At 52.7% G+C, this 25,663-nt stretch carries 21 protein-coding genes and 1 other annotated feature; of the genes, 14 read left to right on the top strand and 7 right to left on the bottom strand.

Going from position 1 to position 25,663, the window contains the following annotated elements:
- Positions 1-39: 39 nt before the first annotated feature.
- Together groES and K3T83_RS22015 are read right to left on the bottom strand one after the other, a co-directional pair.
- Positions 40-330, bottom strand: coding sequence for a co-chaperone GroES (groES, locus tag K3T83_RS22020; RefSeq protein WP_220205087.1), 291 nt, complete (start codon positions 328-330; stop codon positions 40-42).
- A gap of 31 nt (positions 331-361) precedes the next feature.
- Positions 362-655, bottom strand: a complete 294-nt coding sequence (locus K3T83_RS22015) for a hypothetical protein (RefSeq protein WP_220205086.1) — start codon at positions 653-655, stop codon at positions 362-364.
- Positions 656-894: 239 nt separating this feature from the next.
- Here K3T83_RS22015 and K3T83_RS22010 point away from each other — a divergent pair, with 239 nt between their 5' ends.
- Positions 895-1,464, top strand: a complete 570-nt coding sequence (locus K3T83_RS22010) for a biotin/lipoyl-containing protein (RefSeq protein ID WP_220205085.1) — start codon at positions 895-897, stop codon at positions 1,462-1,464.
- Between the two features lie 25 nt (positions 1,465-1,489).
- On the opposite strand, the gene K3T83_RS22005 is transcribed toward K3T83_RS22010, so the two are convergent.
- The gene (locus K3T83_RS22005; RefSeq protein WP_220205084.1) at positions 1,490-1,729 is read right to left on the bottom strand and encodes a hypothetical protein; all 240 of its coding nucleotides are present in this window, start codon (positions 1,727-1,729) and stop codon (positions 1,490-1,492) included.
- Positions 1,730-2,145: 416 nt separating this feature from the next.
- Here K3T83_RS22005 and K3T83_RS22000 point away from each other — a divergent pair, with 416 nt between their 5' ends.
- Entirely contained in the window at positions 2,146-3,108 is a 963-nt protein-coding gene (locus K3T83_RS22000) for a GNAT family N-acetyltransferase (protein ID WP_220205083.1), read from the top strand.
- A gap of 116 nt (positions 3,109-3,224) precedes the next feature.
- Here K3T83_RS22000 and K3T83_RS21995 read toward each other — a convergent pair whose 3' ends face one another.
- Entirely contained in the window at positions 3,225-4,490 is a 1,266-nt protein-coding gene (locus K3T83_RS21995) for an MFS transporter (RefSeq protein ID WP_220205082.1), read from the bottom strand.
- A 189-nt stretch (positions 4,491-4,679) separates the two neighbouring features.
- Here K3T83_RS21995 and K3T83_RS21990 point away from each other — a divergent pair, with 189 nt between their 5' ends.
- From K3T83_RS21990 to K3T83_RS21975, 4 genes are all read left to right on the top strand, one after another.
- Entirely contained in the window at positions 4,680-4,883 is a 204-nt protein-coding gene (locus tag K3T83_RS21990; protein ID WP_220205081.1) for a hypothetical protein, read from the top strand.
- Positions 4,884-4,948: 65 nt separating this feature from the next.
- Positions 4,949-6,616 carry an acyl-CoA mutase large subunit family protein gene (locus K3T83_RS21985; protein WP_220205080.1) on the top strand — a complete coding sequence of 556 codons (1,668 nt, stop codon included), beginning with the start codon at positions 4,949-4,951 and terminating at the stop codon, positions 6,614-6,616.
- A gap of 10 nt (positions 6,617-6,626) precedes the next feature.
- Complete coding sequence (murI, locus tag K3T83_RS21980) at positions 6,627-7,556, top strand: glutamate racemase (RefSeq protein ID WP_220205079.1); 930 nt, start codon at positions 6,627-6,629, stop codon at positions 7,554-7,556.
- A gap of 44 nt (positions 7,557-7,600) precedes the next feature.
- A complete protein-coding gene (locus tag K3T83_RS21975; protein ID WP_220205078.1) occupies positions 7,601-8,248 on the top strand; it encodes a phosphatase PAP2 family protein in 648 nt (215 codons plus the stop codon).
- Positions 8,249-8,426: 178 nt separating this feature from the next.
- Here the strand turns inward: K3T83_RS21975 and K3T83_RS21970 are convergent, their stop codons facing one another.
- Complete coding sequence (locus K3T83_RS21970; RefSeq protein ID WP_220205077.1) at positions 8,427-9,638, bottom strand: LCP family protein; 1,212 nt, start codon at positions 9,636-9,638, stop codon at positions 8,427-8,429.
- Between the two features lie 303 nt (positions 9,639-9,941).
- Between K3T83_RS21970 and K3T83_RS21965 the strand changes: the two genes are divergently transcribed.
- Positions 9,942-11,123, top strand: a complete 1,182-nt coding sequence (locus K3T83_RS21965; RefSeq protein ID WP_220205076.1) for a M24 family metallopeptidase — start codon at positions 9,942-9,944, stop codon at positions 11,121-11,123.
- A gap of 92 nt (positions 11,124-11,215) precedes the next feature.
- Positions 11,216-12,763 (top strand): zinc finger-like domain-containing protein, encoded by a 1,548-nt coding sequence (locus K3T83_RS21960; RefSeq protein WP_220205075.1) that lies wholly within the window; start codon positions 11,216-11,218, stop codon positions 12,761-12,763.
- A gap of 90 nt (positions 12,764-12,853) precedes the next feature.
- On the opposite strand, the gene hisS is transcribed toward K3T83_RS21960, so the two are convergent.
- The gene (gene hisS / locus K3T83_RS21955; protein WP_220205074.1) at positions 12,854-14,149 is read right to left on the bottom strand and encodes a histidine--tRNA ligase; all 1,296 of its coding nucleotides are present in this window, start codon (positions 14,147-14,149) and stop codon (positions 12,854-12,856) included.
- A gap of 636 nt (positions 14,150-14,785) precedes the next feature.
- Between hisS and K3T83_RS21950 the strand changes: the two genes are divergently transcribed.
- The 5 genes from K3T83_RS21950 (at position 14,786) to K3T83_RS21930 (ending at position 21,556) form a co-directional block, all read left to right on the top strand.
- Positions 14,786-15,526, top strand: a complete 741-nt coding sequence (locus tag K3T83_RS21950; RefSeq protein WP_220205073.1) for a glycosyltransferase family 2 protein — start codon at positions 14,786-14,788, stop codon at positions 15,524-15,526.
- A gap of 32 nt (positions 15,527-15,558) precedes the next feature.
- Positions 15,559-17,202 carry a glycosyltransferase family 39 protein gene (locus K3T83_RS21945; RefSeq protein ID WP_220205072.1) on the top strand — a complete coding sequence of 548 codons (1,644 nt, stop codon included), beginning with the start codon at positions 15,559-15,561 and terminating at the stop codon, positions 17,200-17,202.
- 408 nt (positions 17,203-17,610) lie between these two features.
- Positions 17,611-18,000, top strand: coding sequence for a hypothetical protein (locus tag K3T83_RS21940; protein ID WP_220205071.1), 390 nt, complete (start codon positions 17,611-17,613; stop codon positions 17,998-18,000).
- A 66-nt stretch (positions 18,001-18,066) separates the two neighbouring features.
- Positions 18,067-18,321: a binding site (T-box leader), on the top strand.
- Positions 18,322-18,416: 95 nt separating this feature from the next.
- Complete coding sequence (gene leuS / locus K3T83_RS21935) at positions 18,417-20,939, top strand: leucine--tRNA ligase (RefSeq protein ID WP_220205070.1); 2,523 nt, start codon at positions 18,417-18,419, stop codon at positions 20,937-20,939.
- Positions 20,940-21,160: 221 nt separating this feature from the next.
- A complete protein-coding gene (locus K3T83_RS21930; RefSeq protein WP_220205069.1) occupies positions 21,161-21,556 on the top strand; it encodes a hypothetical protein in 396 nt (131 codons plus the stop codon).
- A 64-nt stretch (positions 21,557-21,620) separates the two neighbouring features.
- Here K3T83_RS21930 and K3T83_RS21925 read toward each other — a convergent pair whose 3' ends face one another.
- Complete coding sequence (locus K3T83_RS21925; protein ID WP_220205068.1) at positions 21,621-23,822, bottom strand: serine/threonine protein kinase; 2,202 nt, start codon at positions 23,820-23,822, stop codon at positions 21,621-21,623.
- Positions 23,823-24,081: 259 nt separating this feature from the next.
- Here K3T83_RS21925 and K3T83_RS21920 point away from each other — a divergent pair, with 259 nt between their 5' ends.
- A complete protein-coding gene (locus K3T83_RS21920) occupies positions 24,082-25,617 on the top strand; it encodes a malectin domain-containing carbohydrate-binding protein (protein WP_220205067.1) in 1,536 nt (511 codons plus the stop codon).
- Positions 25,618-25,663 lie beyond the last annotated feature (46 nt).

Genomic DNA, 25,663 nt, shown 5'->3' with positions numbered 1-25,663 from the left:
ATCAGAGGCTTATGAAAGCCTGTTAACACACCCTACGGACTAACCAACAATGGCGAGAATGTCGCTCTCTTTCAGGACGAGATACTCTTCGCCTTCCAGCTTGAACTCGGTGCCGCCGTATTTGGCAAACAACACACGATCTCCCTCGTGTACATCGATGGCTGCACGCTCACCATTGTCTAGCAAACGACCACTGCCAACTGCAATGACGACACCTTCCTGGGGCTTCTCTTTCGCGGTGTCAGGAATAACGATGCCGCTCTTGGTAACTTCTTCTTTCGCCGCAGGCTTTACAACCACGCGATCTCCAACAGGACGGATATTTGCCACTTTCTATGCTCCTTTACAAGTTGTAGAGATATTACTGCTGCTTCGGCCTGTCTTCCGATGTAGAAGAGGAATACACATCGGCATTTCCTTCTTCTACATCATAGTGGATGACACCGGCAATATTGACCGAACGATACTGGGAGTAGTCACAATTACAGGGACCGCCTGCGGCACAGCCAGTGCAGCAATAGGTGATGCCCTGTACCACGACTGGAGGCCAGAGGATCTCAATATCGCAGTTGGCACAACGTCTCTTTTGTCCCGACGGCGATGACATGCGAACATTGCCATTACCAGTACATGGATGATTACTCTCTGTGTCCATCTTTTATATCCCAAGCTGCCTATACCTTGTTCAGCCTCTAGGCCTTAGTATGCCACAGCGATTGTTAGAGGCGTATAGGAAAAGTGTTAGAGGAATGTTAGAATATACCAGGGATGCACACCTCTTATCAATTCATGCCGTATTTGCTATTTCTTCCTTCCGCTCACTCATCCAACCAGACGGCATATGATACAATGGCTTCAGAACTATCTCCAACTACTGCGAGGGAGTAACGTACAATGTCGTTTCTTGTTACAGTGCAGCAACAAACATATCGCGTCGATACAGAAGAAAATGGACAACAGCAACATATCACGCTAGACGGAACCACACATGCTATCGATTGGCGACACCTTGCTCCTCTGGCAGCTGACGCCAAAGGACACGTTGGACAGGGTGGGCGCTACAGCCTGCTACTTGCGGGCAAATCCTACGATATCCTCGTTCGCCGCATCACACGACCGGAACAGAAAGACAGCCAGAGCTACGAAATTTTCGTTGCAGGACAACGCTTTGAGGTCAAAGTAGAAGATGAGCGAGAACGCTTGCTGGCAAATCTCGCGCACACAGCAGTTCAGAGCGGCGAAATGACGGTGCAGGCTCCGATGCCCGGCCTGGTAATCGGTACGCCCGTAGAGCAGGGAACAAGTGTCGAAGCGGGACAGACGGTGGTGATCCTGGAGGCGATGAAGATGGAGAATGATCTTTCAGCACCGATCAGCGGCACGGTCAAAGAGGTGCGCGTCCATCAAGGGCAGACCGTTGACCAGGGCGAGGTTCTGGTTGTCATCGAAAGCAGTAAGCAATAGACAGCACCGAAAGACTTACATCTGTTTAATGATGCGCACTCTGTTTCCAGCGCCGATAATATTGCTCGTTCAACATACATAGCGTCTCATCCGCAGCGTCCTCACCAACGCGGGTAGCCAACTCTTGATAATAACGGGCTATGCGCTCCATTTTGCAATGAACAAACTGATGGCGAGCGGCCCCTGATGCCAGGCCATATAAGCCCTGATATGCGGCCTCATATTCCCGATCGATCTGCAATCTGAGCTGTGCCACATCGCTCATCGCAGTTCCCCCAACCATTCTCCTGGAAACATCTTGCAAGATGTTTCTATCACACATCTATTTTTTAGAATCTAGAATTATATGTATTACATTTTTCGACGCTGTCAAAGGGCAAGGCTTAGTGTAACGAATCACCCCATAAATTACTAATAAAAAGTTCCCATTCGATTACAAGTTTGCTAGCAGATAGCTATATCTCGGATGACAGTATGTTGCTCAGCTTCTTGAGAAGAGAAACACAGGCTAAAGCCTTGCTACAGGCTCTCACTTTCATGTATAGTGTGAAAGTGCAATATAAGTAAGGTAACATATCCATCTTTACAGGCTGCTGGTGTCAGCACATGAAGAAAGGAGGTACATAATCATGAAATCATTATGTCAACGATCTCTTTGTAAATACTTAAAGGAGTATTATCGTGATTATTCGCCCTCTTGCTTCCCACGAGATTACAATTTTTGCGCAAGTGTGCGGCAGCAATACTCATGCCCAGGACGTTGAACACTATCTGCAACAAATGCTGCAACAAGGCTCAATACGCCTCGAATGGTGTTTTGTTGCCGAAGAAGCCGAACAAATTATTGGTACGCTTGCTTACTGGGCCTTGCCCACCACTGGAAAACCAACAGACGTTGTGCTACTTACTGTACCCTGGGAACGTGCTGATTTCCTCTCCGTTGGTACTCAACTTCTAAAGGATACGCTGCAAAAGACACGGCAAACGTATCCAATAGAGAAAATCGGACATGTGCTTGACCAACCGCCGATGAAACCGCAGTGGCAATTCTTCTCGGAACAACGCCTGGCACTCCTGCAACACGTGGGCTTCCAGATTGTACGCAATGCCCTGCGCTTTGAATGGAAGGCAGAACGCCAACCGCAAGGGATTGGCGCTACTACAGTACCACAACGACTGGTCTTTCGTTCCCTATATGAGCTTGATGCTGACACATTTATTGCCGCCATCGAACAGGTCTCGGCTCAGACTTTCGATCAGTGGACACAACAGGATCAAGAGTTGTACGGCCCGAAACAACAGGCGAGAGACCTCTTTGAAGATCTCCAGCGCATGGAGTACGACCCCGCCTGGTGGCAACTGGCCTATACGCCCCAAAACGAACTGGTTGGCCTGGTGATGCCCACTAAAAACCCTTCGATGGCAGTGATTGGATATATTGGGATCGTTCCAGGCTTTCGTGGAAAAGGATATGTCAACGACCTGCTCGCCAGTGGAACTGCCAACCTCTATCATGCCGGTTTCACAACGATTCGCGCCGACACCGATGTATCAAATTTTCCAATGGCAAACGCCTTTCGACGTGCAGGTTATCATCAGTTCGCAACCAGATATGATCTACAACTTCCGCTAAAATCTTTATAAACGAACCCGATGATTCCTCCGTTTCGTAGTGGAGCGATTTATCGTGTTGGAGCAGCGTGAGAGGTGCCTGCTCCAACACGATAAATCGCTCCACTACGAAACGGAGGAGATTGTCCTTATAAAGCGTTAGATTTCATTGTGTGGGAATAGCGAGCAGTACGTAGAGGTTTGTACAGTGTCATTGCCAGCGCTACGAGCAGCATTACGATCCATCCAAACAGAATGGCTGGTGTCGCACCATACCACTCCAACAACAGACCAGTGAGAAATTGCCCGAACGGATTGCTCACGGCAGTAAAGAGCCTGCATGCGCTGATGACACGACCGCGCAACTCATCGGGGATTATGGACAGACGATAACTAAAGTACGGCACGTCCTCAAGGGGATCGGCAAAGCCTATGCCAAACTCAACTGCACCCAGCAACAACGGCTGTCCAACCAGCGCATAGCAGGGCCAAAGTAGTGCAAACAGCCAGCGTACCAGCACAATCGCCCATCCGACCGTGAGAAAGCGCTGTGTGAGCGGAGCCAGGAGCGAGCCAAGAATTGCGCCAACGCCGCCACAGGCAAAAATCAAGCCAATGATAGCATCTGAGGCTCCATGCTGCTGGGCAACCACGATCACCACCAGCGTACTACCAGGAGTCACGAGCGCCGCCGCAACGTTTGTCAGATTCATCATACGAATCACAGGCTGCCGCCACATCCAGACCATGCCCTCGCGTATCTCTACCAACAGACGGCGGCGTTGCTGGACGCATGGAGTTTGAAATGGGGTGCGGATCAAGAGAAGAGTCAGGATAGAGGCTGCATAGGAAATGGCATCGGCCACAAACGGCAGCATTTGAGCCAGCGCAAACAGCGGTCCAGCCAATCCTGGTCCCAACAGATTGGTTACACCCTCGACTACCTCTTCCTGAGCCATCGCCTGCGGTAGCTGCTCTTTCATAACGACTTGCCCCAGGCTGGAGGCGTGCGCGATGCTGAAGAAGACCAGCAGCGTCCCCTCTATCAACGCATTGATGTAGAGTTGCCATACTGTGAGATGTCCCAGTAGTAGAGCGAGCGGAATGCTGAACAAGCTGAACGCGCGCCCGATATCACAAACAAGCATCACGTACTTGCGGTTCCAGCGATCCACCAGCGCGCCAGCCACCAGATAGAGCAGATTGGGAAGTCGGCGCAACATCCCGGCAATGCCGGCCGCCAGAGGCGAACCAGTAACGGTCAGCAATAACAATGGAAAAGCAACCAGCGAGATATTGCCTCCAATGCTGGAAATGGTCTGACCACTCCAGAACAGCAGATAATCGCGTTGTCGCCACAACGATACGGGGAGTTTGCGTTCTTGCTTGTGTGCTGCATCGGGAAGTGTTGACATAGATCTATCCTTTCATAACGTGAGCAGGGGAATGGAATCAGACCTCTCGATGGGCAGTAGCACAACGCTATGTAAGGATGCCGGGCATGCAGATGCAAGGGGATCTGATCATTCACCCGGCAAAAGCAGAAGAAGGGAGAAAACATGGCTCGCCTGAAAAGAACCTCATCGTTTATAACTGGAGGTTACATGAGAAGGTGGCACCATGTTGAGCCACGCAAGCCAGCGATGCCAGGCTTACGCGGCAAAGAAGTTCGCACCGCGATTGCGGTTGCGATGGATCATCCATCCTGGTGTCAGCGTCGATTGGTTCAAAATCTTGAAAGGACTCATAAAGCAATAGTAACAGAGAAAACGGGCTATCGTCAATCTTCACCTACAGGCTTCTCATAGCGGTCCTGAAAGGACTATAGCGTCTTCTCGACTATGTTATAATGCGATTGAAGGAGGCGTGGCTCATGGACCAGCATATGAGCAAAAGCGCCGAAGAATGGCGCAACACAACCCTGCGGAACGCTCGCGAGAAGACCGCTGAGCGGCAACCGTCATTTGTGACCAGCTCGAACATCGATGTTCCCCCGCTACTCAGTGAAGAAGACCAGCACGATTTTGATGCTCAAGAACGGCTCGGCTTTCCCGGCGAGTTTCCCTATACTCGTGGCATCCATCCGGGCATGTATCGCTCGCGCCTCTGGACCATGCGCCAGTATGCAGGCTTTGGCACAGCAGAAGAATCCAATCGCCGCTACCATTTCTTGCTCTCGCAGGGCACAACTGGCCTCTCCGTCGCCTTTGATCTGCCAACCCAGATGGGCTACGATGCGGATCATCCGCTGTCAGTGGGCGAAGTGGGCAAGGTCGGCGTCTCGATCTCCAGCCTGGAAGATATGGAGACACTGCTCCAGGGCTTGCCGCTCGAAAGTATCAGCACCTCGATGACGATCAATGCAACGGCCATCATTCTGCTTTCCCTCTATATTGCCGTCGCCAAAAAGCAGGGCGCGGAGGTACGTAAGATATCCGGGACGGTGCAAAATGATGTGCTGAAAGAGTATATCGCACGCGGCACCTATATTTATCCTCCGCAGCACTCGATGCGCATTATTACCGATATTTTTCGCTACTGCGCCGAGCAGTTGCCGCGCTGGAACACCATCAGTATCAGCGGCTACCATATCCGCGAGGCCGGAGCAACGGCGGTGCAGGAGATAGCGTTTACGCTCTCGAACGCGATCAGCTATGTACAGGCAGCACTTGATGCGGGCCTGAACGTCGATCGTTTCGCAGGTCAACTGTCGTTTTTCTTCAACAGTCATAACAACCTGTTTGAGGAAGTCGCCAAATTTCGCGCCGCACGTCGCATGTGGGCACATATTATGCGCGAACGCTTTTCCGCTCAAGACCCGCGCTCGCTGATGTTGCGCTTCCATACCCAGACGGCTGGCTCAACGCTGACCGCACAGCAACCAGACAATAATATCGTGCGCACCGCATATCAGGCACTCTCCGCGGTGCTGGGCGGCACGCAATCGCTGCACACCAACTCGAAAGATGAAGCGCTCTCTTTGCCAACCGAGGATGCGGCGCGTGTCGCCCTGCGCACCCAACAAATTCTGGCATACGAGACCGGGGTGGCCGAGGTCGTCGATCCCCTGGCTGGCTCGTATTATGTCGAGTATTTGACCAACCAGATCGAGCAACGCGCGTGGGAGTATATTCACAAGATCGACGACCTGGGCGGCAGCGTGCATGCCATTGAGCGCGGCTTTATGCAGGCAGAGATTGAGCAGGCCGCGTATAACTACCAGCTTGCTCTGGAAAAGCAGTCTGCAATTGTGGTCGGAGTCAATCGTTTTATTACTGAGCAGGAGGAACGCCCGATCCTTTTGCGCGTTGATCCCGCCGTAAGTCAGCGTCAGGTCGCTCGTTTAGCAACTCTGCGCGAGCGCCGCGACAATGCGCTGGTTCAGCAGAAGCTTCAGGCGCTTGAAGAAGGGGCCACTGGCACGGCCAATCTGGTGCCGCTGATTATCGAGGCGGTCGAGGCATACGCAACGCTGGGCGAAATCAGCGATACGATGCGGCGCGTCTTCGGCGAACAGCGGGAATTTCGTAGTATAGAGTAGACAGGTTGCAATGCGAGACAAGAGCTTACAAGACAGGAACGTACCAGATCAGGAGATAGCAGAGGCACCTTCAGCCCCAAAAGCTGAAACTCACCGCAATCTCTTTGATCGCAACCCTCATCTTGATACGAGCAAAGCACGTCCACTTGCCCCCATCGGGGTCTTTGACTCGGGGGCAGGTGGACTCACTATTCTCTCCGCTCTGCGCCAGGAGCTACCGCAGGAAGACTATATCTACTTCGGCGACACAGAGCACTGTCCCTATGGCAAGCGCACGGAGACCGATATTACGGCGCTCACGGTAGATGCCTGTCGCCTGCTGGTAGAGCAGGGAGTCAAATTGATCGTCGTTGCCTGCAACACTGCCTCGCAAGCCGCGTTACAGGCGGTGCGCGCAACGTTCTCCCTCCCCATCGTTGGCGTCGTGCCAGCGGTCAAACCGGCTGCTCGTATGACGAAAAATGGTCGCATCGGTATTGCGGCAACCGATCAGGCGGCACGTTCGGCTTATCTGCGTCAATTGATCGCCGATTTCGCCGGGGATATTCAGGCTTACACAGCTGGTTGTTCCGCGCTGGTGACACTTGTAGAGCGAGGCGAACTGGCAGGACCGGCAGTAGAACAAACGCTACGCACGGTGCTGGCTCCCCTGACAGATCAGGATATCGATGTGCTGGTGCTGGGTTGCACACACTTCCCGGCCATGCGCGCCGCTATCGAACATGTTGTTGGTGAGCGTGTCCAGGTCATTGATAGCGCAGCTGCCATCGCACGCCGCACCCACTCTATCCTGCTGGCCGAAAATGTATTGCATCCATCTCACGGTCGAGCACAACAGGGCAACCTCCAGGTCTGGTGCAGCGGGGATGCCAAACATTTCAGCGATGTCGCCAGCGCGATACTTGGCTATTCGGTTGTTGCTTCTCAAAAAGAGGAATAATCCGTTTTATCGATTACACAACATTATTATATTTAAGGAGCCATATGCCAGATCCAATAGCTTTACAGGAGGGCGAGCCACCAATTGCGCCGCCTACTACATCCAAACCTTTATATATACATATCGCGCGTTATATTTCAGCCATTCTTTCCCCGTTTGTCGTTTCGTTACCGGCTGTTCTGCTGGTTGCCTTCTACCATCAATCTAATCAGTTGACAGTAGCCGAGTATACCGGCCTGACGCTCTTCTTTCTCAGCATTGGCCCAATGCTCTACATTCTGGTTGGCGTGTGGCGGGGCAAGTTTACCGATGTGGATGTCAGCAATCGTTCGCAGCGCTCCGGCCCCTTTCTCTTCGGCATCATCTCGGCATTTGCCGGTTTCATCATTATGGCGTTGACGAATGGTCCCAAGAACTTGCAAACTATCCTGCTGATCACCGTCATTGGCGGCATCGTTATGATGATAATTACACTCTGGTGGAAGATCAGCATTCACGCCTCGTCGCTAGCAGGGGCAGCAACCTTTCTCACTGCACTCTACGGCTCTGCCATGCTATTCACTTTCCTGCTAGTGGTGCTTGTTGGCTGGTCCCGCGTCGTCCTGCGCCGCCACACGCTCGGTCAGGTTCTCGCCGGTTCCTTCCTGAATATTGCTCTCACCCTCGCTATTCTGATGATTCGCGGCGTATAGATTTACGAAACAAACCAGGAATCTCTTTCGTAGTTTCCCGATTTATCGGGAGGGGGCGCCACTTCCGTCCAGGCTGGTGACGCCTTCCCGATAAATCGGGAAACTACGAAAGAGATTACCGATTTTGAACGGAATTTTTCATTATCGCTCGACTACGACCGCTTGAGTACATTGCTTATCACGGACCAGTAACATTGCAGGTGGCAGCGAAGAGCGGAGGAGTAAAGATGCGATTGATGGCTGGCTGAATCGTCGTGCAATCGGGAATGATCACATCCTGCTGCGAATTGGTCGAGGGATCGTAGACGGTGGAATACTGGCCATAATTCTGCTCGCCTTCGCCCGGTCCCAGCGTGACTTGCAGGATAGAACCTGCACTGAGCGTACGCCCGAAATTGGCGAAATCGAGCATCTCCTGCTCGCTGAGATCAGTATAGACCTCGCCTTGCAGGTCTTTGAAGAGTTGCGGCATATTCTCCACTACCCCTTTCACAGTCAACTTCTGCTTGAGCGCTTGCAACACCTGCTGTTGGCGCTGCGTGCGTCCGATATCGCCAATCAGATCGGCATGGCGCGTGCGCACATATTCCAACGCTTCGTGACCGCTTAAATGCTGTGGACCAGGGGCGATATAGAGGCGTGTGTAGCCGAAGGGATTATTGGGATCGGCAGTTTTACCGACATCATCAGGATAGGTATCATCGACCATCGGGTGCGTCACATCAATATCCACTCCCCCCAACGTATCGATCACCTTCGCAAAACCGTCCAGACCAACCCAGGCATAACGATCAATGCTGATCCCATAGTCTTTCTCGACCGTCAGGCGTGCAAGGCGAACACCATCCTCAAAGGTATTCGAGCGGTTGGCACCCAGAAAAAATGCCTGCGAGACCTTGTGCATACCGCCAACCTCCGGCACCCAGACCCAGGAATCACGGGGGATCGAGACCATCGAGACTTTGTTATTCACTGGGTCCACGTGAACGACCATCATCACCTGCGTTAACATAGCCGGAAAATTATACTTGCCATCGTTATCACTGCCCATCAACAAAATATTCCAGGCACGTCCATTAATGCTGCTGTAACTGGTGTCGGAAGAGTTTTCGTTCTTGTCGCGGGAGACTGGGCGAATAAATTGATTCAGTGGCTCATGCACGCGCGTATAGTACACATACGCCAGCACACCACCACCGCTGGTAATAAGCAAAAGAAAAACGATGAGTGCAAGCAGCACCGGATGAAGGCGGCGCTTTTTGCGCCGCTTTTGTGACGGCATGGGAGCCGTGGGCACATCCTCTACACTGCGCGACCTATAGCCCTGTACAAATTGCCGGGATTTTTTGCCAGATTGTTGCGCTATCCTAATTGTTGGTTTCTCATCCATGTTCGGTCTCCCTCATGGCTATAGCAATAATTGTTTCACGGAAACCATAATGTAAACGCAGACACTCAGTATATGCTGATTTTCTGTTCAATAGATCATTATCATGCTCCGCCACATGCAAAAGACCGGCCCCATCAAATTCTTAGAAGTCCATAGGAATAGTATACAAAAAAAATGCCCAAAAGGATGTGCCTCGTCTCACATCCTGAAATATTTTGCATGGTGAGCTGATTGCAGGATTGTGCAGCGATCTGGGTGATACAATAAAATCATATTTCGTCTCAGTTGTGAGAGGATTAAACAATGGATATAGAACGCGTACAACAAGCATTACAACATGAAAAGCTTGATGGCTGGCTCTTTTACGATTTTCGCAAGTCCAATCCCATCGCCTATCAGGTTCTAGAACTCCCGGCTGAAGAGATGTATACCCGCCGCTGGTTCTACTTTGTACCAGCACAGGGAGGACCGAGCGCGCTTGTAAGCGCCGTTGAACCTCACGTGTTACAGGCGCTTCCTGGACAGCGCTTCGTCTTTCGGACGTGGCAAGAGATGCAGGCGCATCTCGCAACAATACTCACGCCCGATACACGCGTCGCAATGGAATATTCGCCAATGAACGCCATCCCCTACAGCGCGCGAGTCGATGCAGGCACACTCGAACTGGTGCGACAATGTGGGGTAGAAGTCGTCAGCTCAGCCGATCTCTCGCAGCGTTTCGTTGCTCAGTTGAGCGACAAGCAAACAGAGGAGCACCGCGAGGCGGGACGGCGCTTGATCTCTGCCAAAGATCAGCTTTTTGCCGAACTGAGCAACGATCTGCGCAATGGGATAGCATTGGACGAGTATCATGTGCAGCAACGCTTTCTCGCTCTAATCGAAAATGCTGGATTGCAGGCAACCGAACCACCAATCGTTGGAGTGAACGGCAATGCCAGCAATCCACACTATGCGCCGAGTCTCACGCTTTCGCAGCCAATCCAGCGTGGCGATCTCATCCTTTTCGACTTCTGGGCCAGGCTCCCACAGCCAGATGCGATCTATGCCGATTACACCTGGATGGCCTTCGCAGGCACAGCGGACGAGATCCCGCTCCGTCAGCGTGAGGTGTTTGAAATCGTGCGCAAGGCACGCGATACGGGCATCGCCTTTATTCGCGAACGACTGGCGGCTGGCAAGCGCGTGGAGGGACGCGAAGTGGATGATGTGACGCGAGCGGTGATTGCAAAGGCGGGCTATGGCGATAACTTTGTCCATCGTACCGGCCATAGTATCTACACAACCGATCACGGCAACGGAGCCAATATCGACAATTACGAGACACAGGATGCGCGTGCCCTGCTGGAGCATACCTGCTGCTCCATTGAGCCGGGCATCTATCTGCCAGCCTTCGGAATACGTAGCGAGGTGAATCTGCTGATTTTTGAACATGACGCAGAGGTTACAGGTGTACCTGCCCAGGAAGCTATTGTACCTCTACTGTGAGCTTACTAGCATCCCGACATCTACAACCCACTTCTACGTAACACGTATATGAAGTAAACATACATGGTGCTGCTCTTGCAACGGGGCAAGGCGTGCAAATATTATACAGAGAACGAGAACTGGGAGGCATCAAAGCCATGAGCGACGAGTACGGGCAGGACCAGCCCTATTATAAAGGCGAAGGGCAACCTGATCCAAATATGAATCAAGATAATCTAGATAAACGCATAGAAGATATCAGACGCGTCGTTGTGCAGGGTGCCACCGAAGCACAGCAGCGCATCAAACAGGTCGTTGACAAGGCCAGCACCTACTGGCAGCAGGCCCAGACGCCAGCCACTCCCCAGCAGGCGAGCAGCGTTGAAGAGCAGCGCATTCGCCAGCTTGCGAACATATGGAGTACGGAGAACTGGCGCGTCACCCGCGATCTGGGCAACTATATGGATCTTGTCTCGTGGAGTACTGACGAGGTATGGGTGGCATCGACGGAAACGCGTTGGGAAACGCGCTCAATGGAGATCGTCACCGAACCATATGCAGGTCGGCAGGTTGGCATGCCGCAGCCGTTGTTGCCGGTGTGGGACTACGAACTGTCTCCCGTCGTAGGTCTCAAGCCGCCACAGGCGCGCACGCGCCTGGAAAAAATGGACGAGATCGTCGGTTGTTCGGTCTGTAACGGCACCGGGCATGTACTATGCGCCATCTGTAACGGGCGCGGCTGGGTTGTCTGCCCCGATTGCAAAGGACGCACCAAGAAGAAATGCAACACCTGTCGTGGGCGTGGCTATGTGGCAGACTGGGTGCCATCAGAGAAGAAACCATTCTTCAAGAAGCAAGCGGAGAATATCACCTCTTCGGTTGGCGGCAAGGTTGCGGACGTTTTTGAGAATATTCGTCAGCAGGGCGTGCCGATCCCCAATCCTATCGACACCGATCCAGCCACCAAAGGCGCGACGGTTCCCTGCCCCGATTGCGTCAAGGGCGAGGTGCCATGTACCTGCGGCAACGGCAAGCGCATGTGTAGCACCTGCGAAGGTGCCAAGATGTCGCTCTGCAATAACTGCGCAGGCACCGGGAAGGTTGTTCGCCACCGTGAGATCCTGCGCCGCTTTGAACTACGCTCACAAACACGCGTGATTGGCGAAAGCCCCATCCCCACGCAGCAATTGCTCAAAGCAAACGGCGATCTGGTCTATAACGCCGAGGTCAACGAACCGCTGTATGCAGATGCGCCTCCAGATAACGTGCTGCCCGATATCTGGCGTGCTACGGTAGAACTCGTAAACGGCGAAAGTCAGGTGCCCGAGAAACCTGGGATCGATCAGCAAACGGTCTCGCGTGCAACGCTGCAAGTGGTTGAGCTGGTACGCATGCCGTATACGAAAGTTCATTATCGCGTCAATGGTCAGGATTATGTCTTCTACGTCTACGATAGTGAAGGGCGCGAGAAGTTCTACGCCGAACGTTTCCCTGCTCGTTGGGATCGTATCGAGCGGCTGGTGAAGGCCATCACAACCGACCTGATGGCTCCCACGCCCCCAACTAACAATAATGCTGGGAGTTATCGCGTGCCTATTGAGGTGCCGCCATATAACATTACCGAAGAAGAGGACGAAGAAGAGAAGAAGCCCGATCAATAGACAAAATGAAGGACATGATTGTGTGAGGGCAGATGCAGCCGAGGCTGCATCTGCCCTCACACAATCATGTCCTTTTTATAAGCTGATCTCTTATTGCTGCAAGTACGCGATCAGTTCATCGCGTTTGACCTGTACCTGCTTGCTATCGATATCGGTTCCTGCGGCTTGCAGATCTTTGACGGTAACGAGACCTTCGGCCAGCTCCTCGCTTTTCAGCAGCACTGCATAGTCGGCCCCGGAACCATTGGCTCGCTTCATCTGCGCTTTGGGGCTACGATCCCCATAGCTCATCTCGGTCTTGATCCCGGCCAATCGCAATTCGGCGACAAGCTGCACCGCCGCGTTTTTGCCCTCGGGTGTGCGATCAAAGTAGGCAACGAAGGCACGTGGACGCAGCTCTTCGGGCGGCGTGATCCCCTGGCGCTTTAGCTCCTGAATGATACGCTCAATCCCGGCACCAAAGCCAATGCCCGGTGTGTGCTGCCCACCCAGAATTTCGGCCAGGCCGTCGTAACGCCCGCCGCCATTCAGGGCGAGCTTATCGCGAGTCGAGGTGAACTCGAAGACGGTGCGCGTGTAGTAGTCCAGGCCGCGCACGATCAGTGGATCAACGCTAAACGGCACCTCGTAGGCTTTGAGGAAGGTCTGGACTGCCGCAAAATGCTCCCGACATGGCTCACAGAGATGGTCGCTGATCTTCGGCGCGTTAGCAATCTTGGCCTGATCCTGTGGCTCCTTACAATCGAGCAGCCGGAGCGGATTCTTGTGGAAGCGCACCTGGCAATCATCACAACAGCTGTCGAGCAGAGGGCGATAATAGTCCTTCAGGATCTCGATATACTGCGGACGGCAGTTGCCATCACCAATGCTATTGATGTAGACCTGGATATCTTTCAGTCCGAGTGTTGTATAGACTTGGTAGAGCAGGCCGATCATCTCAGCATCAACTGCGGGATCTTCCTCACCGAGCGCCTCGCAACCGAACTGGTGGTGCTCACGATAGCGCCCGGCCTGCGGCTTGTCGCGACGAAACATGGCCTCGCCCAGATAATAGAGCTTGACCGGCTGCGGCAGCTTGAACATGCCATGCTCTAGATAAGCACGCACCACGCCAGCAGTACCTTCAGGTCGCAGCGACAGATTAAGCCGATGCCCTTCTTTATCGGCGCGATCATCGAAGCTATACATCTCTTTATCGACGATATCCGTGCCCTCACCGGATGTGCGCCTGAACAGCGATGTCTCTTCCAACAGCGGCGTCTCGATGCGCCGATAGCCATATAGCTGCGCAACCTCTGCCGCTGCCTTCTCCACATAGCGCCAGTAAGGTTGATCTTCAGGCAAAATGTCTCGAAAGCCTTGTAGCGATTTGTATTGTTCTGGCATAAGTCAGTCCTTCTTCCCTCCACGCACAACGAATGCCGCTATTATAGCAGATTCTTCGCCATTATGCAGACCTTTTCTCCAGGCGCTCAGGGCTTCCTGCCGCCAGGGATTTCCAATTCTCCCATCTAGCGGGAGTGCAGAGGGCGGCAGCCCTCTGCCGGGGTGCGGGGTGTCCCCGCAAAAACCTTTTTTCTTCTCTTTTGCGCGCCTCCTGCGGCGGCGCGCGAAGGGGGGAAGGAAACTGGGGACGCCCCAGACCCCGGCAGGGAGACCCTGCACCCCTTTGAGCGGAGAACTGGAAAGCCCTGTCCAGGCGCTCCCCGGGCCGGTAGCATATCTGGTTGAGCCAGTTACAGGCGTACAGAAGCTTCGTCTTATTAATCGTGACTCAACGTGTTTTTTCGTGCAGACAATTTACAGTTCCTTCGCCTCTCACCGCAGTTATGATTGCAGTCGGGAACAAAAACGATAGCCAGCGCGTCCTTGCAGTGGTACACTATTCGGAGGCATACAAGAGATCGCTGATAAAGATCAGGGTGTACAATCTCTACAATACGCTGTGAATCAGGAAGATCTTCCCCGAAGAATACCAGTACACACATCATCTGGGGAATACGGACAAGATAGATAAAAATTATGAGTAGCATAAAATATAGTCTCTCCGTTGTCATGCCAGCCCATAACGAAGAGGTGGCAATTGCCGAGACGGTGCAATCGGCGGTCGCAGCGGTGTCACGATGGACGCCGGATTTTGAGATCATCGTCGTCAATGATGGGAGCCGAGATCGCACGGGAACCATTCTAGAGGAGATTGCCAGCGCAACGCCCTCTGTGCGCGTCATCCATCACGAGATCAATCAAGGCTATGGCGCGGCGCTGGTCAGCGGCTTTGAGGCCATCACCAAAGATCTGGTCTTTTTCATGGACTCGGATGGCCAGTTTGATATCCACGATCTGGAACGCTTCTTTCCCCTGATCGATCAATACGATGGCGTGCTAGGATATCGCATCAATCGGCAGGATGCATGGACGCGCAAACTAAACGCCTGGGGCTGGAAGATGGTTGTTAGCCTCATCTTCAAACTGCGCGTGCGCGATGTCGATTGCGCCTTCAAGCTCTATCGTGCGCGCTTCTTCCGCGAACACAAACTGGAGACGCGCGGCGCGATGATCAATACCGAGATCATCTATAAGTTCAAACGCGCTGGTTACACCTATACCGAAGTCGGCGTCCATCACCTGCCCCGGCTCGGCGGAGAGGCGACTGGCGCGAAGCTTTCCGTCATTACACGAGCCTTTCGCGAGTTGTTTGTCTATGCTCTGAAATGGCATCGCGAAGAACAGGGAGAACATCTGGCAGCAGGCCAGCAACAATAACAAGTCGCAAGCGTGGAGAGGAGACCCTCAGAGTGACTCAGGCCAGCAGGGATGTCGAGCAACATGGATCGACCAATATAACAACACACACCTCGCAAACATTATTTCAACATATTGCGCAACGTGTGCCACAGCGCTTGCTCCTGGGCGTAGTGTTGTGCGTGATTGCTTTGGGGTTCAATCTCTATCGGCTGGGAGCGCCGAGCATCTGGTTTGACGAGGCGTTTTCCGTCGAACTAGCGCGTCAACCACTCCCTCTGCTCTGGCATATCATCTTCGACCTTGAGCCAAATATGGAGCTATACTACCTCTTCCTGCATTTCTGGCTCGGTCTGACTTCTCTCTTCGGCCTGCATGCAACAGAGTTTGTGGTACGGCTCCCCTCGGCCATTTTCGCGGCTCTGAGCGTGGGCGTCGTCTTCCTGTGGGGACAGCGCTTTCTGAACACGACTGCTGGCGTCGTCGGTGCCACACTCTACCTGCTCAACTATCTGCAACTGATCTATGCACAACAAACGCGGGCCTATAGCCTGCAACTATTGCTTACCTGCCTTGCCTGGTATGCGCTTTTCTCCGCTCTGACCAGCACAACCCACACACGGCGCTGGTGGATCTGCTATACCATCGCGACGGTGCTGGCAATCTACACCCACATCTTTAGTGGGCTGATTCTGATCGCGCAACTGGTAGCTGTGACAGGCATATTGCTTGCTTCCAAACAAAGACGGGCAGGAGCGCTCGTCCATTTCAAAGCTCTTGTGATCTGTCTTGTGGCGGTCGCAATCCTGATCATTCCGATGCTGCTGGTGTCGCTTCAGGGAGCGAAGACGGGCTGGTTGCCGATTCCTCATCGCCAGGAGTTGGTCGGCCTCTTCCTCATTCTTGGCGGCTATCACACAATCTATCTGGTTGCTCTCATCGCCTGTATCGCTCTGAGCATCGCTGTAGTAGTCTCGCGTCGCCTCTTGCCAAAGCTCAGGGTGTTGATGAGAAGCGATATTCAAGCGCAAAAGCTTACCCAAAAACTTACCAGCCTGGAGATTGCCTGGTCGCTGCTCTGTTGGCTGGTGATCCCGATTGTGGTGAGCTATGCCGTCTCACACAGTTCGTTGCGGCTCTTTTCAGATCGCTATCTGGTAACGATTGTGCCGCCGCTCTGTTTGCTGATGGTGCTGGGGATCAGCCTGCTGCGCTGGCGTCTCGTGCGCGTCATTCTGGCGCTGGGAGTTATCGCCATTGCGCTCACGCCTGTTCCGCTCTATTATCGAAGCGCCCAGGTAGAAGATTGGAATGTGGCGACAAGCTGGGTGCAACAGCACTATCGCGAGGGCGACGGACTGGTCTGTTACGATAACAGCCTGCAACAGGGTTGTCAGGTCACGGTTGAATATTATCTGCAAGCCTATCCGAGCGCCGCTCACTTTACCAGCGACTCCCCCGGCCCCTTCTCGTGGCAAACCTTTGAGTCGGCCAATCCCGATGCCGCCGTTGACCCAACGGTCCTGGCAAGCTTCGGCGCGAAACATGCCCACATCATCTTTATCGTCGGTCGTATACGCGACGACGCAGCAGCGGCCCGCTTCGACGCCGCCCAGCGCTGGTTAGACAGCCACTATCACCGTACCGATCAATTCGAGACGCGCACCGTACGCGTTTATCTGTACGATACGAAGTAGCGCTCATGAATCTTAACAATTTATGGAAGTAATCACCTAAGCTGTCATAGGTGCATGATAATTGGTACATCTGGCAAAGATGCAGGGAAGAGAGGGTCTCCCTCTCCATCCGTAGCGACAAGGGGTGGTGTGGAGGGGCTGTGGGGGCCTTGCGCTTGTCGCTCTCGCCCCGCATGGTTTCTCTCCCTCCCGCGGCATGTCAGGGGCGATGAAACAGCCTGGGGAGAGCGACAAGCGCAAGGCCCCCACCAAGACCTCCCAACCACCCATTGTCGCTACGGGAGACCCAACAACCTCTGTCTTCTCATCATTTCCCCTTCATTCATAGCTCAGCAACCCTCCTTCACAGCAGTTATATAATATATTGTACTAATTGATTTTATCCGTTCGTCTTTTCAGGAGCACACCATGTCCAATTCATTTTCAGATCTTTACAGTAAAATGCTGAAAGATGTTTTTCTGGACCTCGCACGCCAGCAATTAGAGCAGGGGGCTGATGCGTTGATCTGTGCAGACGCCTATGCGGAGCAGGGGAAGCCCGATTTCACGCTCGCCTATCTGCTTTTGATAGATGCCAGCGATGATGTCAAGCGCGATATCTTTGCTCGCTCGTATGAGCAGCGGGCCACGCTTTCGGAACAGAAAGCCAACGATTTTAGCATACAATTTCATCGAGCGTTTCCGATGATTAAAGTTGAGGCACAAAAAGATCGTCAGGCCGCCCAGCAGATCCGCCAGGGCAAACGCGTGCGCAGTCAGCAAAAAACTATATCGATCAATTTTGCCGGTCCTCAGTAAAACGAGAGCATGATACTTGACAAATCACAAAAAGTAAGTTACAGTCGTTTAAACAAAGTATGTTTATAGCAGGCGTTGAACGAGGAAAGTAGGTAGCTTGCCTGTTTGCAGAGAGTTGACGGTTGGTGTAAGTCAATAGCAGGACGAGACTGAAGCTCCCTCAGAAGCCGTGGCAGTGAAAAGATTGAGTAGCTGTCACCGGGAACTCCCGTTATAGAGTTCGGGTGTGTTGGCACCCATAAGGCCGCTTGCCGTGAGGCAGCGGTGAAACAAGGTGGTACCGCGAAAGGCTGCTGCTCGATCAGCCACTACGCCTTTTCGCCCTTGCCAGGGGCGGAGGGTGTTTTTTTATGCCTCTTTGCACGATGATATCCTCCGCAACCATTAGTTGGCTCTTTATCATAGGAGGATCACTCATGACAGAAAAAAGTTCATCCAATGCTGCTAACCGGGCAGCGCAGGCGCGTGGACGATCACAGAAACATGGCATACAGTACGATTTCTCCTCTATTGAGCGCAAGTGGCAAGGCATCTGGGAGGAGCGCAAACTGTATCAGGTGGATTTGCAAAAGGCAAGCAAGCCATATTACAACCTGATGATGTTCCCCTATCCATCGGCTGAAGGGCTGCATGTCGGCAATGTCTATGCCTACGTCGGTTCGGATATTCACGGGCGCTGGCAGGCGATGCAGGGCTACGATGTCTTTGAGCCAATGGGTTTCGACGCCTTTGGCATCCATAGTGAGAACTTCGCGATCAAAAAAGGCATCCACCCGCGCGTCCTGACCGCACAGAACGTCAGGCGTTTCCGCGATGAGCAACTCAAGCGCATCGGCAACCGCTTCGACTGGTCGCATGAACTGAACACGACCGATCCACACTATTATCACTGGACGCAGTGGATTTTTGTCCAACTGTTTAAGGGTGGGCTGGCCGAGCGCCGCGCGGCTCCCGTCAACTGGTGCCCCTTTGATAAAACGGTGCTGGCAGACGAACAGGTCATCAATGGTCGCTGCGAACGCTGCGGAAACATCGTTGAGAAGCGCTGGCTAGAGCAGTGGTTTCTGAAAATCACGAGGTACGCTCAAAAGTTGCTGGACGATCTGGACCATATGGACTGGTCCGAGCGGGTCAAGGCGTTACAACGCAACTGGATTGGCCGCTCCGAGGGACTGGAGTTTGCGATGGCCGTTGTCGATAGGCCTGATCAGCAGATCCAGGTCTACACCACACGACCCGATACCATCTTCGGCGTGACCTTCGTTGCCCTGGCACCGCATCATCCCTTGATCGACAGCATCACACAGCCCGCCTATCGCGATGCGGTAGAAGCTTATCAACAGCAAGCGGAACGCCTGACCGAAGCAGACGAGCGCGCCATGACCGGCGTCTTTACTGGTGCCTACGCGCAACACCCCTTTACAGGTGAACGCATCCCGATCTACGTTGCTGATTTCGTGCTGAGCGGTTACGGAGCAGGCGCGGTCATGGGCGTTCCTGCCCATGACGAACGCGACTGGGAGTTTGCTCATGCGCTGAGTCTGCCGATTCGTGTCGCGGTACAACCAGGGGAGGGCAATGCAAATATCCAGCAAGGAGCATTTGTGCAACCGGGAATACTGGTCAATTCAGGAGAATTTTCAGGCATGACCTCAGTTGAAGCATCACAGGCGATCATTGCCGAAGTCGAGCGGCGCAAGCTGGGACAACGGAGCATCAAATATCGTCTGCGCGACTGGTTAATCAGTCGGCAACGCTACTGGGGGCCGCCAATTCCGATCATCTATTGTCCCGAACATGGGGCCGTCCCGGTGCCAGAAGATCAACTGCCAGTACTACTGCCCGACGTGGAGGAGTGGAAACCGACCGGGACAGGTTCCTCACCGCTGGCGGCAATCGAGAGTTTTGTGCAAACTACCTGCCCCATCTGTGGCAAACCTGCACGCCGCGAAACGGATGTCAACGACAATTTTCTGGATTCCGCCTGGTACTTCCTGCGCTATCCCTCCTCAAACGACGATACGCAGCCCTGGAATCCGGCCCTGACCCGCAAATGGCTGCCGATTGATATGTATATCGGTGGACCAGAGCATAGCGTCCTGCACCTGATGTATGCTCGTTTCATCACAATGGCACTGTACGACCTGGGATACCTGCATTTCGACGAGCCTTTCAAACGGTTCCGCGCTCACGGCCTGATCACAAAAGATGGCGCGAAGATCTCCAAATCGCGAGGCAATGTGATCAATCCCGACGACTACATTGCTCAGTTTGGAGCAGATGTCTTCCGCATCTATCTGATGTTCATGGGACCATATGAGATTGGTGGAGATTTTAGTGATCGCGGCATTGGCGGCGTCGTGCGTTTTCTGGACCGCGTCTGGCAGCTCGTCACCTCGCATACACGCAATGCAGCCAAACAAGCGCCACAGGGCGAAGCGAAACGCACTCAGCACCAGACCATCAAGCGCGTCACAGAAGAGATTGCCGCCTTAAAATATAACACAACGATTGCGGCGCTGATGGAATATCTCAACACTCTGGAGGCTCGACGGGAGCAGGTGACACGCGCGGAACTGCAAACGTTGCTGCTGTTGCTGGCACCATTCGCGCCATTCCTGACCGAGGAATTGTGGGAACGCATGGGCAACACCTTCTCGATCCACAAAGCATCGTGGCCCAGTTACGATCCCGCCATCCTGCATACAGAGAGCATCACGCTGATTGTGCAGGTGAACGGGCGCGTACGAGACCGCATTGAGGTGAGTCACGAGGCTACAGAAGCGGCTATTCAAAATGAGGTACTGGCAAGCGAAAAAGTCAAGCGCTTCATTGGTGAACAGCATATACAACGTGTGGTGTATGTGCCCGGTCGCCTGGTAAATGTTGTAACAACGCAGCCACTTTTGAACAAGCCTGATACCAATTTTAGCGTATAAACGGACAATATATCGTGTTCAAAAGGATGGAGGAGTACCACCAAAAATTCTACTCAGCAACGTCTACCCTGGCGTATAATGATAAAAGGTCTGTTCTGTTTCTTATTCCATTCTATAAGGGAAGAGGTAACATCGTCTATGACCCCGCATATTCGCTCCTTTGTTTCACGGCACTTGTCCTGCGGAGGAAACATCGAGAGATAGTGGAGTGGGATTGGTTCGTGACCCCGCTGGTAGACGGCGATCAGAGCATTGGTGTAGATATTGAGGTTCAATGGACATCTATTGCAAATGGGCAAAAAAGTTTTCCCTATACATTAGGATTTCCCAAATTTCCAGTAACAGTGCAGTCTCTTCCTGTCGCATCTACTCCTCCTCCTTCCACACCTGACACTCTTGCAGTACTCAATGCTGTAGCCACACCGTTGTCAACGATTATAGCAGCCATTATTGGACTTGTTGGGGTATTTATTGCGCTACCCCGTGTTCACAAACGAGCAAAATCTTCCTCATTCCGATCAAAGAAGAAGCCACCAGCGGAACAAAAAGCACCGGCAACACCTGATCAAGGCACATCCGAAACAAAACATGAGGAGAATAATCAACAGGTAAATTAACAAAATCAGCAACCTCTCCTATCTAATGACAGGAAGATTGCTGAAGAAAGCTCTGGGCTAACGATTATGCTTGCCATACTTTGACATTCTTGAAAAGAGCGACAGCACTACTATCTTTATTGCGGTCCCTCAAATAGAGGCCAATCATGCCATGCTTGGGAAAGCTGGCTTGTTTCGTGCTAAAAACTTCTTGTCCGTTGATATAAAACACTAAGAGGTTATCAATAGCAACCACTGCCAGCTTGTTGCTCTGCTCAACGCCGTTGTTAAAAGCTGCAACTGCTTGCTGCAAGCTACCAGTTGCAGGTCCCGGACTGCCGTCTGCTGGTCGTGACTGACCATCATCAAAAACAGCACAGGTATCTGCCGCTTTACACATAAGAGGAATAACCCTGCCATTTTGACTTACTTCAATACGATACGAAGCCCCCGAGTCATTATCGCCGCGAAACACGAGGCCAACGGCTACTGCGTCAGGATCTGTATCGTCGGCCTTCAAGAAACTCATTTGCACCTCGTAGGTGAAATTGGCATAATCAGTTGCATGGGCATAACAAATGGTCGATTGCTGCCCTGACACCCCTATATAATATCCGCCGGTGTCGATTTTACAGGACTCGCCATCATCCCACCTGAGCTGATTGCTGGTCATAGGATCGTTCACTACCAATGTTCCCATCGACGACATATAAGGACTGGGTGCCTGTGTACCAGCATTTGAATTAGACAACTGTGGCGTAGGAGTAGGCCGCGCAGGTTGCTTTCCTCCCGCTGTGCCATCCTGTTGGGGCTGTCCTATAGAGGTTCCCTTACCTACCCCTCGATTGATGGGCGGTGGAAGCTGAACCGAGCGCCCATTTCTGTGCATAAAGTACAAGCCAGCTCCTCCACCAATCACAAGCATACAGATCAGAAATACACTGACAGCAAGCAACACCTTATTAGTGTGAGAGGCTCGTTTCAACGCCTTCGCAACCAGTGCCGGATTGTTCATCGATGAAGGCATCATAAACGTCTGTTCCGCAGATGCATCCGTTGACTGCACCAGCTGCCAACCGAGCTGTTGCGAAGAGGGAGCTGATAATGACGCGCTCTTCGAGGACTGTTGCAGCTTTGGCGATGACGATGCTGGCCCTGCTGCTCCTTCGGGTGGTTGTTGTAGCTTTTGCGAAGATTTCTGCATAAACGACAACGGAGATACTTGCAGATTCGAGATCATCTCCGTTGCATAATCCTGGCTTGATGAAGACGGTGTAAGAAACGTTCCCTCTGAGGCGATGTCAGGTGATGGAGTTGTTGGAGGTTGTTGTGCTTCCTGGCTCTTTACCGATTGCAGATAGGTCAATTGCTGCGAAACATTGCCGAGCACCGATGTCCCTGGCATGGCCGATGAAGCTGTCACAACTTGAGCTGCCTGCGCCATTTGCGCGCTGATAAGACCTTCACGCCCGCACGCTTGCGCCAGTGCAGCCGCAAACTCCTGCACGCTCGGGAAACGCTGTTGATACTCTTTTGCCATTGCGCGCATCACGACCTCTTCAAGAGCCAGCGGGATCGCTGGATTCTTCTCGCGCAATGATGGGACAGGAGCTAACACCTGCTGAGTCGCGACCTCAATAAACGTCCCTTGAAATGGGCGCTCACCCGTCAGCCATTCAAAAACAACAATTCCCAGCGCATATTGATCGCTGGCTGGACGTGGCTTTCCTCGCGCCTGCTCAGGGGCCATATAGGTTGCGGTACCCGAAAAATCGCCACCTTTTCCACCTGCCGCACGAGAACTCGTACTCTGTGTGACAAGGGCGAGGCCGAAATCGCTCAACAGCACCTCACCATTGACGCCGATCAACATATTTTCCGGTTTGACATCGCGGTGCATCAACTTGCGATTATGGGCATATTGCAGGGCTGCGGCTGCCTGCGTAATAAAAGGGAAAAGATCGGCTGGCGGCAATGGCCTGCCGGATGGCATATGACGCCGGATGGTGCCGCCGGGCGCATAATCCATCACCAGAAACGGCACCGCATTATGTACGCCAAAATCGAGGACGCGCACAATGTTGGGATGGATCAGATGGGCAATGGTCCGCGCTTCATTAATAAATGATTCGGCATGTTCTTCTGCCAGCCGCATCTGTAGTATTTTGATCGCCGCCTGGGTACGTAAGTGAACATGTTCCCCAAGATAGACATCCGCAAATCCACCCCGTCCTAAAAGGCGTACCAGGCGATAATTTCCAAGTTGTTGACCGACGGGATCAATCATAAGCCTCTTGCTCCTTTAATGCCAGGCGAATACCCAACCATTATAGCAAGCACCAGAGGGGATGACAATAAAATCCCCCCTAAACAGGACGATTGCGAAAACAGGATGGAGCAGAATAGTAAATAATACCTTATGTTGAGAAAAGTACAACATTGAAAACAGAAGAAAAATACCCTATGCTAACCCCAACATTGTCTGTGCAATGAGTTGAGAGCATGAACCAATCGTCGATCCACTTCTTCGCGAAAGGAAGGGAATCATGGTGGCGCGCAGATGGGCATTACGCCGCAAACCTCCTCTCATCATCGCAATCCTGGCAATCGGTGCGGTGATGGTAAGTTTGATCGCTGGAACCCTCTCCATAGCATCAGCAGACACGCTCAACACAAACATCTTTATCAATACTGGTGGAGATACCGCTGGGAATTTCGTTGCTGATACAGCTTTCGATCAGGGAAATCAGTACATAGATACCTCAACGCCCATCGACACGAGTGGCGTTACAGATCCCGCTCCCCAGGACGTTTACCAGACATGCCGCTGGAATAGCTCCTTTACCTATACGATCCCCAGCTTGATGGTCGGCGCGACCTATACTGTGCGGCTCCATTGGGCAGAGCTATCCTGGAAAGCGAAGGGACAGCGGCTCTTTAATGTTGCAATTAATGGTTCTCCAGTACTGAGCAGCTTTGATGTCTTTGCGACAGCTGGATATAAGAAAGCGCTGGTAAAAGATTTTCCCGTCAAAGCCAATAGCAATGGTCAGATCGTCATCGCCTTCACTCAAGCAGGGGCAGACAATCCATTTATTAGCGGCATTCAGGTTGTCGCAGAGCAGCCAGCGACGGCAATCGCAGCGCCCATAGCTCCCGATGCCTCTCCAACTGTTCCAGATGCCTCTCCAACTGTATCTACTTCAACAGGAGCACCAGGGCTATCCGGAGCAGGAACAGAGAACCCGTATACTTTCGGGACGTTTCGAGGCACACCTGTACAGGTCTGGGAAACATGGAACACATTCGAGACCTGGGAAGAAATGGAAGCGCTCCATACAGTCCATGCCTACTTTACAGGGGAAGCAACCGCTCCGTTCAATGTGCGCTTTCCCGGTAAAATTTCCTTTTCTCAGCCTTTATGGGCAAAGAGCGAGAATGCTAGCACGTGTGCTAGTGGCGGCCTTGACCAGCACTATCGCAATATCGCGACGGGATTGAAGAATGCGGGCTTCCCTGACGCGCTCATTCGTCTGGGCTGGGAACATAACGGAGACTGGTTCTGGTGGCATGCCACGCCCGATACAGCGGGGCAGTGGGTGCAGTGCTTCCGCCATGCCTACGATGCTTTTAAAAGCGTGGACCCCCGCTTCGTCATTGCCTGGAACCCGAACAAATCATCAAACATTGCCGGATTTGACACGCGAACCACCTATCCTGGCGACGATAAGGTCGATGTGATCGGCCCCGACTTCTACGACATGTTCCCGGCATACCCGAATCAGGGCGCATGGGACGCCGACTACAACGCGACGCAGGATGGCAGTCCAACCGGGATAGGAGCCTGGATCGCCTTCGCTAATGCACATAACAAGCCGCTCACATTCCCGGAGTGGGGTCTTAATACCCCAAACTCGACCGACAACCCATTTTACATCAATAAGATGGCCGATACGTTTGCCACCTTGCGTAGTCAGGGCAAGCTCTACTGGGAATCATACTTCAATCTTGATGGCTGCACATTTCAAGTCACCGATGGCTGCAACCCCAAAGGTTCGGCTGCATATGTGCAACGCTTTTAATACACTTCTTCTTTCCTTCTATGTAAATCTGGACACAAAAAAGTGG

Source organism: Reticulibacter mediterranei (assembly GCF_016587455.1).
This window is presented reverse-complemented; position numbering and strand designations above follow the sequence as displayed.